This window comes from Croceicoccus gelatinilyticus (assembly GCF_018398395.1).
In the GTDB taxonomy this organism is placed as follows: domain Bacteria; phylum Pseudomonadota; class Alphaproteobacteria; order Sphingomonadales; family Sphingomonadaceae; genus Croceicoccus; species Croceicoccus gelatinilyticus.
This window is the reverse complement of sequence record NZ_JAHCBF010000001.1, coordinates 496,496-511,469: the sequence shown is the minus strand read 5'-3', so window position 1 is coordinate 511,469 and position 14,974 is coordinate 496,496. Positions and strand designations below refer to the sequence as shown.

Annotated in this window: 17 protein-coding genes; all 17 read right to left on the bottom strand. The window is 62.5% G+C overall.

The features are described 5' to 3' along the window. Position 1: 1 nt before the first annotated feature. Genes nuoN through KIH45_RS02670 form a run of 17 tightly spaced genes read right to left on the bottom strand, consistent with a single transcriptional unit; the run spans position 2 to position 14,965 of the window. Positions 2-1,483 (bottom strand): NADH-quinone oxidoreductase subunit NuoN, encoded by a 1,482-nt coding sequence (nuoN, locus tag KIH45_RS02750; RefSeq protein WP_213174438.1) that lies wholly within the window; start codon positions 1,481-1,483, stop codon positions 2-4. Then, a complete protein-coding gene (locus tag KIH45_RS02745; protein WP_213174437.1) occupies positions 1,483-3,030 on the bottom strand; it encodes an NADH-quinone oxidoreductase subunit M in 1,548 nt (515 codons plus the stop codon). The genes nuoN and KIH45_RS02745 overlap by 1 nt, the downstream gene beginning before the upstream one ends. Positions 3,031-3,051: 21 nt before the next feature. Beyond that, positions 3,052-5,046, bottom strand: a complete 1,995-nt coding sequence (gene nuoL, locus KIH45_RS02740; protein ID WP_213174676.1) for an NADH-quinone oxidoreductase subunit L — start codon at positions 5,044-5,046, stop codon at positions 3,052-3,054. Then, entirely contained in the window at positions 5,046-5,351 is a 306-nt protein-coding gene (gene nuoK / locus KIH45_RS02735) for an NADH-quinone oxidoreductase subunit NuoK (protein ID WP_213174436.1), read from the bottom strand. The genes nuoL and nuoK overlap by 1 nt, the downstream gene beginning before the upstream one ends. Further along, positions 5,348-5,965, bottom strand: coding sequence for an NADH-quinone oxidoreductase subunit J (locus KIH45_RS02730; protein WP_213174435.1), 618 nt, complete (start codon positions 5,963-5,965; stop codon positions 5,348-5,350). Before KIH45_RS02730 ends, nuoK begins: the two co-directional genes overlap by 4 nt. A gap of 24 nt (positions 5,966-5,989) precedes the next feature. Continuing rightward, the gene (gene nuoI / locus KIH45_RS02725; protein WP_066762016.1) at positions 5,990-6,475 is read right to left on the bottom strand and encodes an NADH-quinone oxidoreductase subunit NuoI; all 486 of its coding nucleotides are present in this window, start codon (positions 6,473-6,475) and stop codon (positions 5,990-5,992) included. After that, on the bottom strand, positions 6,472-7,515 hold the full coding sequence (nuoH, locus tag KIH45_RS02720; protein WP_213174434.1) for an NADH-quinone oxidoreductase subunit NuoH: 1,044 nt from the start codon (positions 7,513-7,515) through the stop codon (positions 6,472-6,474). The genes nuoI and nuoH overlap by 4 nt, the downstream gene beginning before the upstream one ends. Continuing rightward, positions 7,512-9,518, bottom strand: a complete 2,007-nt coding sequence (gene nuoG, locus KIH45_RS02715) for an NADH-quinone oxidoreductase subunit NuoG (RefSeq protein WP_213174433.1) — start codon at positions 9,516-9,518, stop codon at positions 7,512-7,514. Before nuoG ends, nuoH begins: the two co-directional genes overlap by 4 nt. Beyond that, positions 9,518-10,807: an NADH-quinone oxidoreductase subunit NuoF gene (gene nuoF, locus KIH45_RS02710; protein WP_213174432.1), complete on the bottom strand. Its 1,290-nt coding sequence runs from the start codon at positions 10,805-10,807 to the stop codon at positions 9,518-9,520. Before nuoF ends, nuoG begins: the two co-directional genes overlap by 1 nt. Beyond that, positions 10,807-10,944, bottom strand: coding sequence for a hypothetical protein (locus KIH45_RS02705; RefSeq protein WP_213174431.1), 138 nt, complete (start codon positions 10,942-10,944; stop codon positions 10,807-10,809). Before KIH45_RS02705 ends, nuoF begins: the two co-directional genes overlap by 1 nt. Continuing rightward, complete coding sequence (locus KIH45_RS02700) at positions 10,944-11,114, bottom strand: hypothetical protein (protein WP_213174430.1); 171 nt, start codon at positions 11,112-11,114, stop codon at positions 10,944-10,946. The genes KIH45_RS02705 and KIH45_RS02700 overlap by 1 nt, the downstream gene beginning before the upstream one ends. Beyond that, positions 11,108-11,776 (bottom strand): complex I 24 kDa subunit family protein, encoded by a 669-nt coding sequence (locus tag KIH45_RS02695; RefSeq protein ID WP_213174429.1) that lies wholly within the window; start codon positions 11,774-11,776, stop codon positions 11,108-11,110. Before KIH45_RS02695 ends, KIH45_RS02700 begins: the two co-directional genes overlap by 7 nt. Continuing rightward, the gene (locus KIH45_RS02690; RefSeq protein WP_273544027.1) at positions 11,776-12,129 is read right to left on the bottom strand and encodes a nuclear transport factor 2 family protein; all 354 of its coding nucleotides are present in this window, start codon (positions 12,127-12,129) and stop codon (positions 11,776-11,778) included. Before KIH45_RS02690 ends, KIH45_RS02695 begins: the two co-directional genes overlap by 1 nt. A gap of 10 nt (positions 12,130-12,139) precedes the next feature. Further along, positions 12,140-12,364 (bottom strand): hypothetical protein, encoded by a 225-nt coding sequence (locus KIH45_RS02685; RefSeq protein WP_213174428.1) that lies wholly within the window; start codon positions 12,362-12,364, stop codon positions 12,140-12,142. Beyond that, positions 12,361-13,572, bottom strand: coding sequence for an NADH-quinone oxidoreductase subunit D (locus tag KIH45_RS02680; RefSeq protein WP_213174427.1), 1,212 nt, complete (start codon positions 13,570-13,572; stop codon positions 12,361-12,363). Before KIH45_RS02680 ends, KIH45_RS02685 begins: the two co-directional genes overlap by 4 nt. Further along, a complete protein-coding gene (locus KIH45_RS02675) occupies positions 13,569-14,105 on the bottom strand; it encodes a hypothetical protein (protein WP_213174426.1) in 537 nt (178 codons plus the stop codon). Before KIH45_RS02675 ends, KIH45_RS02680 begins: the two co-directional genes overlap by 4 nt. Further along, positions 14,102-14,965, bottom strand: a complete 864-nt coding sequence (locus KIH45_RS02670) for an NADH-quinone oxidoreductase subunit C (RefSeq protein ID WP_213174425.1) — start codon at positions 14,963-14,965, stop codon at positions 14,102-14,104. The genes KIH45_RS02675 and KIH45_RS02670 overlap by 4 nt, the downstream gene beginning before the upstream one ends. Positions 14,966-14,974 lie beyond the last annotated feature (9 nt).

The window sequence follows — 14,974 nt, the reverse complement described above, 5'->3', positions numbered from 1 at the left end:
CTTAGCCTACGAAGTAGAGGGCGGCCGCTGCCTTGTCGGCAAGGTCGCCCAGCCAGGGCGTGAGAAGGTAGCCAAGCGGCGAGATGAACAGGCTAGCGATCAGCAGGACGACCTTGTGCGCAAGCGCGTCGACGCCGCTTTCGCTGCCCTCTGCCACCACATTCGCCGGTTCATCGAAGAACACAATCTTCACGACCTTGAGGTAGTAGAACGCGCCGATGACCGAGGCCGCGATACCGATCGCCGCCAGCGCGACGAGGTCGGCGTTCACTGCGGCCTGGAAGACCACGAACTTGCCCCAGAAGCCGAACAGCGGCGGAATGCCGGCAAGGCTGAACATGACCGCGGCCAGTGCCCAAGCCAGTGCCGGACGCGTGCGCGAGAGGCCAGCCATGTCGGCGATCGCCTCAACCGGACGCCCTTCGGCATCACGCAGCATGAGCACGACGACGAAGCCCGCAACGCTCATCGCGACGTAGATCGCGAGATAGACGAGCATGGCCGACGCACCTTCCTGCGTGGCGGCGGCAAGGCCGATCAGCAGGAAGCCGACGTTGTTGATCGACGAATAGGCAAGCAGGCGCTTGATGTTCGACTGGCCGATCGCCCCCAGCGCACCGACTACGATCGAGGCCAGCGAAACGAAGATAACGATCTGCTGCCACGCATCGACCTGCGTGCCAAAAGCACCCAGCGCAACGCGCATGGTAAGCGCGAGAGCGGCAACCTTGGGCGCGGTGGCGAAGAAGGTCGTCACCGGCGTCGGCGCGCCCTCGTAAACGTCGGGCGTCCACATGTGGAACGGCACGGCGCTGATCTTGAAGGCCAGACCTGCGAGCACGAAGATCAGGCCGACGAGAGCGCCTGTGGCCAGCGTCCCGTCCATCGCCAGCGCGACGGCGGCGAAGTTGGTCGAGCCGGTGAAGCCGTAAGTCAGGCTCATGCCGAACAGGATGATACCCGATGCCAGCGCGCCCAGCACGAAGTACTTGAGACCCGCTTCGGCAGACCGTTCGTCCGTACGCAGGAACGAGGCGAGCACGTATGCGGCAAGACTGTTCAGTTCGAGGCCGATATAAAGCGACAGGAAGTCGGTCGCCGAAACCATCATGTTCATGCCGAGGACGGCGAACAGGACGAGGATCGGGTACTCGGCCCGCATCGCACCGACACGGCCAAAGAAGCGCGGCGCAACGATCAGCGAGGCAATGCCCGAGGCATAGATGAGCAGCTTGGCAAAGGCCGAGAAGGCGTCAGCCGTGTACTGGCCCGAGAACGCCACGCGTTCCGGGCCCATCAGGCCGCCGCACAGCGCGGGAGCGGCGATGAAGGCGCAAGCGACCAGTGCGGCAACCGCAACGATCGAGATCAGGCGCGATGCCTTGTCGCCCATCCATGCCGCGCAAAGCAGCAGGACGAGGCCGACGACGGTCAGCAGTTCCTCGGCGGCGATCAGCGCCAGCGACTGGGAGAAATCGGTCATCAGTACGACCCTCCTTCCGCAGCGGCTTCTTCGCCGTGATGCTCGGCAACAGCCTCCGGATTGGGTTCGGACAAGTGCGCGTCACCGGCCGGTGCCGCAGCGGCAAGCCGCTGGTCCAGCCATTCGATGTCGGCGCGCATCGGCGCAAGGAAGCTTTCGGGATAGACGCCCATCCACAACACCGCGGCTGCAAGCGGAAGCATCATCGCCCATTCGCGCTTGTCGAGATCGGGCATAGCAGCGGCGTCAGCGTTCTTCTGATCGCCAAAGGCCACGCGGCGGTAGAGGTAGAGCATGTAGGCAGCGCCAAGGATAATGCCGGTCGTGCCGATCAGCGCGACCCAGCTGGAGATCTGGTAGACGCCCGCAAGCGACAGGAATTCGCCAACGAAACCGCTGGTGCCCGGAAGGCCGATCGAGGCCATCGTGAACAGCAGGAAGAAGAGCGAATACTTCGGCATGTTGATTGCAAGGCCGCCGTAACGGTCGATCTCGCGGGTGTGCAGACGATCGTAGATCACGCCGACAGCAAGGAACAGCGCGCCCGAGACGAGCCCGTGGCTCAGCATCACGATCATCGAGCCTTCAAGGCCCTGCACGTTGAAGCTGAACAGTGCCATGCACACGATCGCCATGTGGGCGACTGACGAATAGGCGATCAGCTTCTTCATGTCGTGCTGAACCAGCGCGACGAGCGAGGTGTAGACCACCGCGATCATCGACATCGTGAAAACGACCCACGCAAGATTCGCCGAGGCCTCCGGGAACATCGGCAGGCTGAAACGGATGAAGCCGTAGCCACCCATCTTCAGCAGGACGCCAGCCAGGATGACCGAACCGGCGGTCGGTGCCTGAACGTGCGCGTCGGGCAGCCAGGTGTGGACCGGCCACATCGGCATCTTCACCGCAAAGCTGGCGAAGAATGCCAGCCAGAGCCAGTTCTGCGCCCCCGCCGGGAAGTCGGTTGCCATCAGCGTCGGAATGTCGGTCGTGCCCGCTTCGCGGACCATCCAGAACATCGCGATCAGCATCAGGACCGAGCCGATCAGCGTGTAGAGGAAGAACTTGTACGAAGCGTAGATGCGGTTGTCGCCGCCCCATATGCCGATGATCAGGTACATCGGGATCAGGCCTGCTTCGAAGAAGATGTAGAATAGGAACAGGTCCTGCGCTGCGAACACGCCGATCATCAGCGTTTCCATCATCAGGAAGGCGGCCATGTATTCGCCGACGCGCTTGGTCACCGAATTCCAGCTCGCCCCGATACAGATCGGCATCAGGAAGACCGACAGCATGATCAGCATCAGCGCGATGCCGTCGATGCCCAGCGCGTAGGAGAAGCCAGCGAAAAGCTCTGCCCGCTCGACGAACTGCCACTGCGCGCCGCCGATGTCGAAGCTGGCCCACAGGACCACGCCCAGCGCCAGATCGACCAGCGTCGCGACGAGCGCGACCATGCGCGCCGTCTGGGCCGGGACGAAGAAACAGATGGCAGCACCGACCAGCGGTACCAGCAGCATCAGCGAAAGGATCGGAAAGCCGTCCATGTCTTTAAACCTGCCCCGCCCTTATCGAACCATGATCCAGCTGATCGCGGCAAGAAGCCCGAGCAGCATGACCAGCGCGTAGCTGTAGAGATAACCGGTCTGCACTTTCTGCGCGTAGCGAGACCCCTGAGCGACGACCCATGCGGCGCCATCGGGGCCGAACCGGTCGATCGTGCCGACATCGCCCCACTTCCAGAACTTGCGGCCCAGCCAGAAGGCAGGCTTCACGAAGATCACGTTGTAGAGCTCGTCAAAGTACCACTTGTTCTTGAGGAACGTGTAGATCCCGCCGAACATGCCCACGAAACGGGCCGGAGCGCCCGGATCACGGATGTAGTTGTTCCATGCGATGGCAAGGCCGATCAGCATGACGGCGCCCGGAGCGATCTTCACCCATGCGGGCACGTTGTGCATCGCGTGGATCAGATGCTCGTTATAGAAGATCGAGCCGTTCCAGAATTCCGCGCTGTCGAGGAACGAGTGGCTCCAGATCGCGCCGGCAAAGACTGCGCCGAGCGACAGGACAACCAGCGGGGTCAGCATGACCCACGGGCTTTCATGCGGATGATAGCCGCCCGTCGTGTCCTCGCCCGCTTCTTCCGGCGTCTTGTGGACCGAGTGCTGGATGTGCTCGCTCTCGATCCAGCGCGGCTTGCCCCAGAAAGTGAGGAACATCAGGCGCCAAGAATAGAAGCTGGTCAGCAGCGCAGCGACGATGCCCATGAAGAAGGCGAACTGCCCCATCTCGCTGCCACTGGCAAACGCGCTCTCGAGGATGGCGTCCTTTGAGTAGAAGCCCGCGAACCCGACATGCAGGAACCAGATACCAACGCCGGTGATCGCCAGTGTACCGGCCATCATCGCCCAGAAGGTGATCGGGATCTGCTTACGCAGGCCGCCATAGTAACGCATGTCCTGTTCGTGGTGCATCGCGTGGATGACCGAACCGGCACCGAGGAACAGCAGCGCCTTGAAGAAGGCGTGCGTAAACAGGTGGAACATCGCAGCGCCATAGGCGCCGACGCCTGCTGCAAAGAACATGTAGCCCAGCTGCGAGCAGGTCGAATAGGCGATCACGCGCTTGATGTCGGTCTGCGTCGTGCCGATCGTGGCGGCAAAGAAGCAGGTTGCGGCACCGATGAAGGTGACGAACGTTAGCGCGGTCTGGCTGGTCTCGAACAGGGGCGAGAGGCGGCAGACCATGAAGACGCCCGCGGTAACCATCGTCGCCGCGTGGATCAGCGCCGAAACCGGGGTCGGGCCTTCCATCGCGTCGGGCAGCCAGGTGTGTAGGCCAAGCTGCGCCGACTTGCCCATGGCTCCGACAAACAGCAGCAGGCACAGGACGGTCATTGTATCGACGCGCATGCCGAGGAAGCCGATCGTGCTGCCCGCCATTTCGGGCGCGCGGTCGAGGATTTCGGGGATCGAGGTCGTGCCGAACACGAGAAACACGCCGAAGATGCCCATCATGAAGCCGAGGTCGCCCACGCGATTGACCACGAAGGCCTTGATCGCGGCGGCGCTTGCGCTGGGCTTCTTGAACCAGAAACCGATCAGCAGGTACGAGGCAAGGCCCACGCCTTCCCAACCGAAGAACATCTGGACGAGGTTGTCCGCCGTCACGAGCATGAGCATCGCGAAAGTGAACAGCGAGAGGTAGGCGAAGAAGCGCGGCTGGTCCGGATCCTCGTCCATGTAGCCCCACGAATAGAGGTGGACGAGCGCCGAGACGCTGGTGATGACGACGAGCATGACGGCGGTCAGTGTATCGACGCGCAGCGACCAGTCGAAGTTCATGCCGCCCGACTGCACCCACTTGAGCACCGGGTCGACATACGCCGTTTCCGAGCCCGTCATGAAGCCGAGGAAGATCGGCCACGACAGCGCGCAGGAAAGGAAGAGCGCGCCGGTCGTCACGATCTTGGCCGGCATATTGCCGATCATGCGATTGCCTAGACCGGCAATGATGGCCGCCAGAAGGGGCGCGAAGACGATGATCTCGATCACTTGGATCAGCCCCTCATGCGATGGATGTCGTCAACCGCGATAGTACCGCGGCCACGGAAGTAGATGACGAGAATGGCAAGCCCGATAGCGGCCTCGCCGGCTGCGACGGTCAGGACGAACATCGCGAAGACCTGTCCGACGAGATCGCCGAGGAAGGCGCTGAACGCGACGAGGTTGATGTTCACCGACAGCAGGATCAGTTCGATCGCCATCAGGATGACGATGACGTTCTTGCGGTTGAGGAAGATGCCCAGCACACCCAGCACGAAGAGGATCGAGCTGACGACGACATAGTGTTCGATACCGATCACAGCGTGACCCCCTTGCCCACTTCCGGCTTCACATTCACCGTCGCGTCTTCGGCGCGGCGCTTGTTCTGCTTCGAAACGTTCTGACCGCGCGTGTCCGTACGCTCACGATGCGTCAGCACGATCGCACCGATCATGGCGACCAGCAGGACCAGGCCCGCAGCCTCGAACAGGAACAGGTATTCGCCGTAGAGCAGCGCACCGATGCTATCGATGTTGGAGCGGCCCGCGATGACGCCGGCAGTGCCATCCGCCTCGCCCAGTTTCAGCGCGCCAGCGCGATAGGCGCCGAAGCCCAGAACCAGTTCGGCCAGAAGGATCACGGCGAGCAGGATGCCCAGCGGGAAGTTCTTCACGAAGCCTGCGCGCAGTTCGGCAAAGTCGATGTCGAGCATCATGACCACGAACAGGAACAGCACCGCGACCGCGCCGACATAGACGATGACGAGCAGCATCGCGATGAACTCGGCGCCGACGAGGACCATGAGGCCCGCCGCGTTGAAGAACGCGAGGATTAGCCACAGCACCGAGTGAACCGGGTTGCGGCTCATGATGACCAGAACGGCGCTGGCGATCAGGAGCACTGCGAAGAGATAGAAGGCGATGGTATGGATCATGGATAATGTCCCTGCGCGCGGCCCCTAGCGGTAGGGCGCATCGGCTTCAAGGTTCGCGGCAATCGCACGCTCCCACTTGTCCCCGTTCGCCAGCAGTTTCGCCTTGTCGTAAAGCAGTTCTTCACGCGTTTCGGTCGCGTATTCGAAGTTCGGCCCTTCGACGATTGCATCGACCGGGCACGCTTCCTGGCAGAAGCCGCAGAAGATGCACTTGGTCATGTCGATATCGTAGCGGGTGGTGCGGCGCGAACCGTCGTCACGCGGCTCGGCCTCGATCGTGATCGCCTGCGCGGGGCACACGGCCTCGCACAGCTTGCACGCGATGCAGCGTTCCTCGCCGTTCGGATAGCGACGCAGCGCATGTTCACCGCGGAAACGCGGGGACAGCGGGTTTTTCTCGAACGGGTAGTTGATCGTCACCTTCGGTTTGAAGAAATACTTCAGCGTGAGGGCGTGCGCTTTCACGAACTCCCACAGGGTGAACGACTTTACGAGATGGGCGACGCTCATGCGTACCTCGTGAACATAAGCCAACCAGAGATCAGCACGACAAACAGGAGCGAGATCGGCAGGAAGATCTTCCAGCCAAGCCGCATCAGCTGGTCGTAACGGTAACGCGGCACCGTCGCCATGACCCAGCTGAACATGAAGAAGAAAAAGAAGGTCTTCAGGAGGAACCAGATGATGCCCGGCACATAGTACAGCGGCGCCCAGTCGACCGGCGGCAGCCAGCCACCGAAGAACAGGATCGTGTTCAATGAGCACATCAGCAGGATGTTGGCGTATTCACCCAGCCAGAAGAGCGCGAAGCTCATCGACGAGTATTCGGTCTGGTAGCCTGCGACGAGCTCAGATTCCGCCTCGGTAAGGTCGAAGGGAACGCGCTGCGTTTCCGCCAGCGAGGAGATGAAGAACATCACCCACATCGGGAACAGCAGGATGTTGAACACATAGCCGTTCACGATGCCGAGGCCGTGGCCCTTCTGCGACACCACGATCTCGGTCAGGTTGAACGAACCTGCGTAGAGCACGACGCAGATCAGGATGAAGCCAATAGAAACTTCGTAGCTGATCATCTGGGCCGATGCACGCATGGCCGAAAAGAACGGATACTTCGAGTTCGAAGCCCAGCCCGCCATGACGACGCCGTAAACCGACAGCGACGAGATCGCGAGGATGTAGAGCAGGCCGACGTTGATGTCCGCCAGCACGACGCCCGCATCGAACGGGATAACCGCCCATGCGCCCAGTGCGACCGTGAAGGTCACGATGGGGGCGAGGATGAAGATGCCCTTGTTCGCGGCCGAGGGAATGATGGTTTCCTGCAGGAAAACCTTCAGACCGTCAGCGAACGATTGCAACAGGCCGAACGGACCGACCACGTTGGGGCCGCGCCGCAGGTTGATCGCGGCCCAGACCTTGCGGTCGACGTAGATGATCATCGCAACGGCCAGCATCAGCGGCAGCGCGATCAGCAGGATTCCGCAGACCGTGGCGATGAACCAGGCCCACTCGTAATTCATGCCGAGCGATTGGAAGAAAGCAGTCATTCCGCGGCCTCCGCAAGGTCCTCGCCGTGGAGCAATTCTGCCGAGCAGCGCTGCATCGTCGGGCTCGCGCGGCAGATCGCGTTGGTCAGGTAGAAGTCGGCGACAGGATAGGCCTCGATAACGCCCGATGCGTCACCGCCGCCTGCCGGAAGCTCGCCGCCCAGATCGGCCAGGCCCTCGTTCGCCAGCGCCGGAGTGTCGGCAAACATGGCAGCGCGAAGCTGGTCGAAGCTGTCGAAACCGACGGTCACACCAAGCGCATCGGCCAATGCGCGCAGGATCGTCCAGTCCTCGCGGGCATCGCCCGGTGCGAAGACGGCCTTTTCGCTACGCTGCACGCGGCCTTCGATGTTGACGTAAGTGCCCGCCTTCTCGGTATAGGCCGCCGCCGGCAGGATGATGTCCGCCGCGTGTGCGCCCTTGTCACCGTGGTGGCCGATGAAGACCTTCAGCGCGTCGGGGAACTTCGTGAAGTCAACCTCGTCCGCGCCGAGAGCCAGAAGCACCTTCGGCTTTGCCGCGGCGAGATCGGCCATGCCGCCCTTCTGCGCGAGCCCAAGCATCAGCCCGCCCATGCGCGAGGCCGAGAAGTGGAGCGAGTTGAACCCGTTCCAGCCGTCCTTCACGACGTTCCATTCCTTGGCGAGCGCGAGCGCCTTGCCCAGCGCGCCGCGACCCAGAGCTGCACCGCCGACGATGATCGCCGGACGCTCGGCCTTGGAGAAGGCATCGGTCACATCGCTCGACAGCGAGTTGAGAACGGCGAGATCGTTGCCGAGGAAAGTCGCCGGATAAGTCGTTTCCCACTCGGGCCCGACGATGAAGACTTTCGCGCCGCGCTTCGCCGCCTTGCGCAGGCGGACGTTGAGCAGCGGAGCTTCGTGGCGGATCTGGCTGCCGACGATCAGGACCGCGTCGGCGTTCTCGATCTCTGACAGCGTCGTGTTGAAGTTCACCGCAGCAAGGTTCGACGTGTCGTAGGTCATGCCGGTCTGGCGACCTTCGATCAGGGTCGAACCCATCGCGCCGAGCAGCGCCTTGGCCGCGAACATCGTTTCGCAGTCGAGCAGGTCGCCATAGACCGCGGCAATGTCCTTGCCCGGCTTGGCCGCCTTGATCTTCTTGAACGCCTCGTCCCAGGTCGCGGCTTCGAGCTTGCCGCGCTTGCGGATCCAGACCTTGTCGAGACGGCGGCGGGTAAGACCATCGACCGCATAGCGCGACTTGTCCGACAGCCATTCCTCGTTGACGTCGTCGTTCACGCGGGGGAGCGCGCGAAGCACTTCGCGGCCGCGGCTGTCGATGCGGATGTTCGCACCCATCGCGTCCATCACGTCAATGCCGAGCGTCTTCTTCAACTCCCACGGACGCGCTTCGTAGGCATAGGGCCGCGAAGTCAACGCGCCGACAGGGCACAAGTCGATCACGTTGGCCGAAAGCTCGTGCTTGGCCGCGTGTTCGAGATAAGTCGTGATCTGCATGTTCTCGCCGCGATAGAGCGCGCCGATCTCGTCCACGCCGGCGATCTCTTCGGAGAAACGCACGCAGCGTGTGCAGTGAATGCAGCGCGTCATCGTCGTCTTGATGAGCGGGCCCATGTACTTTTCAGTGACCGCGCGCTTGTTCTCGTCATAGCGCGTCGCGCCGCGGCCATAGGCCATCGACTGGTCCTGGAGGTCGCATTCGCCGCCCTGGTCGCAGATCGGGCAGTCGAGCGGGTGGTTGATGAGGAGAAACTCCATCACACCTTCGCGCGCCTTCTTGACCATCTCGCTGTCGGTGCGGATTTCCTGGCCTTCGGTGGCCGGAAGCGCGCACGAAGCCTGCGGCTTGGGCGGTCCGGGCTTCACCTCGACGAGGCACATGCGGCAGTTGCCCGCAATGCTCAGGCGTTCGTGATAGCAGAAACGCGGGATTTCTTTACCTGCAAGTTCGCAGGCCTGCAGGACGGTGGCGCCTGCGGGAACCTCGATTTCCTGACCGTCTACCTTAACTGTCGGCATTACTCAGCTGCCTCTGCCATGTTGCCAGCGTCCGCGATGCGGCGTTCGAGTTCGGGGCGGAAGTGCTTGATCAGGCCCTGGATCGGCCATGCGGCCGCGTCGCCAAGGGCGCAGATCGTGTGACCTTCGACCTGCTTGGTCACCTGGAACAGCATGTCGATCTCTTCCGGCTGCGCATCGCCGACGCGCAGGCGTTCCATCATGCGCCACATCCACCCGGTGCCTTCACGGCACGGCGTGCACTGGCCGCAGCTCTCGTGCTTGTAGAAGTAGCTGATCCGGCTGATCGCCTTCACGATGTCGGTGGACTTGTCCATGACGATAACCGCCGCGGTGCCAAGGCCCGAGCCGACAGCCTTGAGGCCGTCGAAATCCATCGGCGCGTCCATGATTTCCGAGGCCGGAACCAGCGGAACCGACGAACCGCCGGGGATCACCGCCAGCAGGTTGTCCCAACCGCCGCGAATGCCGCCGCAATGCTTCTCGATGAGATCCTTGAACGGGATGCCCATCTCTTCCTCGACCACGCAGGGCTTTTCGACATGCCCGCTGATCTGGAACAGCTTGGTACCCTTGTTGTTCTCGCGCCCGAAGCTGGAGAACCAGGCACCGCCGCGACGCATGATAGTCGGCGCGACTGCGATCGATTCGACGTTGTTCACGGTGGTCGGGCAGCCATAGAGGCCCGCGCCTGCCGGGAACGGCGGCTTCAGGCGGGGCTGGCCCTTCTTGCCTTCAAGGCTTTCGATCATCGCGGTTTCTTCACCGCAGATGTAGGCGCCCGCGCCGCGGTGGACGAAGACGTCGAAGTCGTAGCCCGAACCGCAGGCGTTCTTGCCGATCAGGCCCGCGTCGTAGGCTTCCTGCACGGCAGCGAACAGCGTCTCTGCCTCGCGTATGTATTCGCCGCGGATGTAGATGTAGGCCGCCCGCGCACGCATTGCGAAGCCTGCAACCAGTGCACCCTCGATCAGCTTGTGCGGATCATGGCGGATGATCTCGCGATCCTTGCACGAACCGGGTTCGGATTCGTCGGCGTTGATGACGAGGAAGCTGGGACGACCGTCCTTGCTTTCCTTGGGCATGAACGACCACTTCATGCCGGTGGGGAAGCCCGCACCGCCGCGACCGCGCAGGCCCGAGGCCTTGATCTCGTCGATGATGGCATCCTGCCCCTTGGCAAGAATGTCCTTCGTGTTGTCCCAGTCGCCGCGCGCACGTGCCGCGTCGAGGTTCCACGGCTGGTAACCGTAGACGTTGGTAAAGATGCGGTCCTTGTCAGCCAGCATCACAAAACTCCGAATACGAAAATTGCAGCCACGATCAGGATCGCGACGAGCGCCAGCGTCTTCACGATGCCTTTCAGGACCTTCCAGGCAATGAAAACGGCGACCAGCGCCACGATGATGATCAGCAGCGAGTCCATCAGGAGCGGTCCTTCCGCTTGATCAGACCGAAAGCGAGAAAGGCAATGCCCACGGCCAGCAGCGTCGCGCCGACGGGACCGCTGTTACCGGTCGCGTAGAAAAGCAGCGCCGCGATCACGAAGAGCGCGCCTGCCAACACAAAGTTGCGTCCGGTGACCGGCATCACCATTCGCCCCGATAGTCATGGTTGGCATCGACCATCTCGGTGAGCGTGGTCGGTCCGCCAACGGGCTCGACCGTGTGACGGCCCGGTTCCTGCGTCCCGGCCTTGGGCGACTTGCCTTCGGCCAGTGCGTCGAGAACGGCATCGAGGCGCTCACCCGTCAGGTCCTCGAAGTTGTCGTCGTTGATCTGGACCATGGGAGCGCTGGCGCAGTTGCCCATGCACTCGACCTCGGTCAGCGTCCAGAGGCCATCCTCGGTCGTGTGGCCCTTCTTCATCCCGCGCTTCTTGCAGGTCTCCATGACCTCGTCAGACCCGCGCAGCCAGCACGGCGTGGTGCCGCAGACCTGCACGTGGAAACGGCCCACCGGCACGAGGTTGTACATGGTGTAGAAGGTCGCGACCTCGACCACGCGGATGACCGGCATGTCGAGATAGCCGGCAACGTATTCCATGACCGGAATCGGCAGCCAGCCTTGCGTATTGGTTTCTTCGCCCACCTGGCGCTGCGCAAAGTCGAGCAGGGCCATGACGGCCGACTTCTGGCGGCCATCGGGATAGCGGGCAATCGCCGCCTTCGCCTTTTTGTCCCATGCGGGCGTGAAGGCAAAAGCGCCCCAACGTTCGCGCAGTTCGGCGGTGACGGGTTCGATGTAACGGTCAGCCATTAGCGGACGAACTCCACTCGAGCGCACTTGTCGCCTTCGAAAGTGTAGATCGCGACGACGTCGAAGGGTTCGACCAGCGGCGAGCCGTCGGTCGAGGGGCCCCGCGTGACGTGTTCGCGGAAAATGACGTAGTTGCCGATTTCCTGCTCATCGCGGATTTCGGCGCGGTTTTGCGGCCAGCGTGCAAACGCGGCGGAAAGGCCGCTGTGCGTGCCGTCCTTGCCTTCACGCACGACCTCGCCGCGATAGTTCGCTTCGCAGGCATCGTCGGTCATGAACGAGACATAGGCGTCCACGTCCTGAGCATTGTAGGCGTCGATCATGGCCCGGGCGATGGCGGTCCGGTCGATCATCACGGCAGCGTCAGCCACGTTCGCCTCCCTGCCCATTGGCGCGGCGGCGGCGGAATGCTTCCCACTGGCCCTGGCCGAACATGAAAAGTTCGAAACCGGCGATGCCCGCGATCATGTCCGGCAACCATCGGGCCGTATCGGCACCGAAGTAAAGTCCCAGAAAATAGACGGCGATAAGGATCAGGCCCGTTGCCGAGGCCAGGACGCTCATCTGCTGGTTCGCAGTCAGCCTCACCGGTCACACTCCCCGAACACGACGTCGATGGCACCCAGAATGGCGGTGGCATCGGGCAGCATGTGGCCCTTGCACATCATGTCCATCGCCTGAAGGTGGCTGAACGCGGTGGGGCGGATCTTGCAGCGGTACGGCTTGTTCGAACCGTCCGAGACCAGATAGACGCCGAACTCGCCCTTGGGGCTTTCCGTCGCGACGTAAACCTCGCCCGCAGGCACGTGGAAGCCTTCGGTGTAGAGCTTGAAGTGATGGATCAGCGCTTCCATCGAGCTCTTCATCTCGCCGCGCTTGGGCGGGCTGACCTTACGGTCGGTACTCGCGATCGGCCCTTCGGGCATCTCGGCGATGCACTGCTTGATGATCTTGGCCGACTGGTAGACTTCCTGCACGCGGACCATGAAACGGTCGAAGCAGTCAGAATTCGTCCCGACCGGAATTTCGAAGTCCATACGGTCATAGACGTCGTAAGGCTGGCTCTTGCGAAGGTCCCAGGCGATGCCGGCCGCGCGGATCATCGGGCCCGAGAAGCCCCATGCCAGCGCGTCTTCCTTCGAAACATGCGCGATATCGACATTGCGCTGCTTGAAGATGCGGTTGCCGGTAACAAGGCTCATCGCGTCGCCGAACAGTTCGGGCAGGCGTCCATCAACCCAGTCACCGATGTCGGTCAGCAGCTTGAGCGGAACATCCTGGTGGACGCCGCCGGGACGGAACCACGCGCTGTGCATGCGCGCGCCCGAAGCGCGTTCGAAGAAGTTGAGGCAGTCCTCGCGCAGTTCGAACATCCACAGGTTCGGCGTCATCGCGCCGACGTCCATGACGTGCGAACCCAGGTTCAGCATGTGGTTGCAGATGCGCGTCAGCTCGGCAAACAGCACGCGCAGGTACTGTGCGCGCTCCGGAACCTCGACGTTCAGCATCTTCTCGATCGCCAGAACGTAGCTGTATTCCTGCGCCAGCGGCGAGCAGTAGTCGAGCCGGTCGAAGTACGGCAGCGCCTGCAAATAGGTCTTGTACTCGATCAGTTTTTCGGTGCCGCGGTGCAGCAGGCCGACGTGCGGATCGACGCGTTCGATGATTTCGCCGTCAAGCTCCATCACCATGCGAAGAACGCCGTGCGCCGCAGGGTGCTGCGGACCGAAATTGATCGTGTAGTTCGTGATCACTTCGTCGCCGGTAGTCGGCGACTGTTCGAGCTGCATCGTCATGCCTGACAGCTCCACGTTCCGTTGTACGGATCCCGTTCGCCATCGGCGACATCGAACGTCAGCGTGGCAGCGCCCGTATCGTCGGCCTTCACGATGGTAACGGTCATGCCGAGTGCGCCGTCAACGGCTTCACGTTCAAAGATGGGTCCTGTGGTGATGTACTCGCTGCCACCCGCCTGTGCGTAGAGCGCAGTCGCGGGCTGGCCGTTCGGGCGTACGACGGCGGCACCGGCCTTTTCCTCTTCGGTCGGCGCGCCGGCGGAAAGGATTACACGGCCACCTTCGTCAGTGAACGTACAGAACCCTGCGCCTTTCGTGCTGTCAGCAATGACGACACCGTCGTCGGGCTCAAGCGCGAGAAGATCGGCATAGGCATATTCACTGCCAGCACCGGGAAGCGTTTCGTCAAGGCGAGGCTCGTCGGGCGCGAAGGCCGTCTGGGCCGTCTCGGTCTCAACCGCGACGGGTTCTTCGGCAGGCTGGTCGCAGGCCGAAACGGCAAGCGCGCAGAGAAGTGCGAGACGCAGTTTCATTCGCCTTCCTCCTTCTTCACTTCGGTCGATGCAGGCGTGTCCTGCACCTCACCCTTGCGAGCGGGACGGTCGGGCCGATCCTCGGTCGCTTCAGGCTCAGCCGGTTCCTTGCCGCCATCCTTTTCGGCAGGCGCACCTGCGCTGGCCTTTTCAGCGGCCTTTGCATCGGTCTTTGCACCAGCGCCGGTATCGGACGGCTTGTCCGTCGTCTGCGGCTTGTCGACCGGCGGCGGAGCGGGATGCTCTGCGGCCTTCTCGTCACCCGGAAGGACGTAATCGGCGCCTTCCCACGGGCTCATGAAGTCAAAGCTGCGGAAATCCTGCGTCAGCTCGACCGGTTCATAGACGACGCGCTTTTCCTGCTCGGAATAACGCAGTTCGACATGACCCGTCAGCGGGAAGTCCTTGCGGAAGGGATGCCCTTCGAATCCGTAGTCGGTGAGGATGCGGCGAAGGTCGTCGTTGCCGGCAAAAAGCACGCCGTAAAGGTCGAAGACCTCACGCTCGAGCCAGCCGGCGTTCGGCCAGATCGAAGTCACGCTCGGCACCGGAGTCGCCTCGTCGGTCGAAACCTTGACGATCAGGCGGTGGTTCTTCGTCACCGAAAGAAGGCAGTAGCAAACCTCGAACCGCTCTGCGCGGCCCGGATAGTCGACGCCCGCGATTTCCATCAGCTGCTGGTATTCGTGATCGTCGCGCAGGCTGCGCATAGCGTCGGCCAGCTTTTCGCGGACGACGGTGAGCAGGATCTCGCCATGCTCTTCATGCGTCGAGGCGACGGCATCGCCCAGCGCGGTCTTGATCGCGTCGGCAACGCCTTCGTTCGAGGCGTACTTCGGTGCGGAATGGAGAACAGCCATGTCCTTGCC

Excerpts from the sequence above, each read along its gene's own strand:
- nuoH (WP_213174434.1), bottom strand. The coding sequence starts at position 7,515 with ATGACTGCTTTCTTCCAATCGCTCGGCATGAATTACGAGTGGGCCTGG.
- KIH45_RS02670 (WP_213174425.1), bottom strand. The coding sequence starts at position 14,965 with ATGGCTGTTCTCCATTCCGCACCGAAGTACGCCTCGAACGAAGGCGTT.
- KIH45_RS02695 (WP_213174429.1), bottom strand. The coding sequence starts at position 11,776 with ATGGCTGACCGTTACATCGAACCCGTCACCGCCGAACTGCGCGAACGT.
- KIH45_RS02705 (WP_213174431.1), bottom strand. The coding sequence starts at position 10,944 with ATGGACTCGCTGCTGATCATCATCGTGGCGCTGGTCGCCGTTTTCATT.
- KIH45_RS02730 (WP_213174435.1), bottom strand. The coding sequence starts at position 5,965 with ATGATCCATACCATCGCCTTCTATCTCTTCGCAGTGCTCCTGATCGCC.
- KIH45_RS02680 (WP_213174427.1), bottom strand. The coding sequence starts at position 13,572 with ATGACGATGCAGCTCGAACAGTCGCCGACTACCGGCGACGAAGTGATC.
- KIH45_RS02700 (WP_213174430.1), bottom strand. The coding sequence starts at position 11,114 with ATGGTGATGCCGGTCACCGGACGCAACTTTGTGTTGGCAGGCGCGCTC.
- KIH45_RS02675 (WP_213174426.1), bottom strand. The coding sequence starts at position 14,105 with ATGAAACTGCGTCTCGCACTTCTCTGCGCGCTTGCCGTTTCGGCCTGC.
- nuoG (WP_213174433.1), bottom strand. The coding sequence starts at position 9,518 with ATGCCGACAGTTAAGGTAGACGGTCAGGAAATCGAGGTTCCCGCAGGC.
- nuoN (WP_213174438.1), bottom strand. The coding sequence starts at position 1,483 with ATGACCGATTTCTCCCAGTCGCTGGCGCTGATCGCCGCCGAGGAACTG.
- nuoF (WP_213174432.1), bottom strand. The coding sequence starts at position 10,807 with ATGCTGGCTGACAAGGACCGCATCTTTACCAACGTCTACGGTTACCAG.
- KIH45_RS02690 (WP_273544027.1), bottom strand. The coding sequence starts at position 12,129 with ATGATCGACCGGACCGCCATCGCCCGGGCCATGATCGACGCCTACAAT.
- KIH45_RS02745 (WP_213174437.1), bottom strand. The coding sequence starts at position 3,030 with ATGGACGGCTTTCCGATCCTTTCGCTGATGCTGCTGGTACCGCTGGTC.
- nuoI (WP_066762016.1), bottom strand. The coding sequence starts at position 6,475 with ATGAGCGTCGCCCATCTCGTAAAGTCGTTCACCCTGTGGGAGTTCGTG.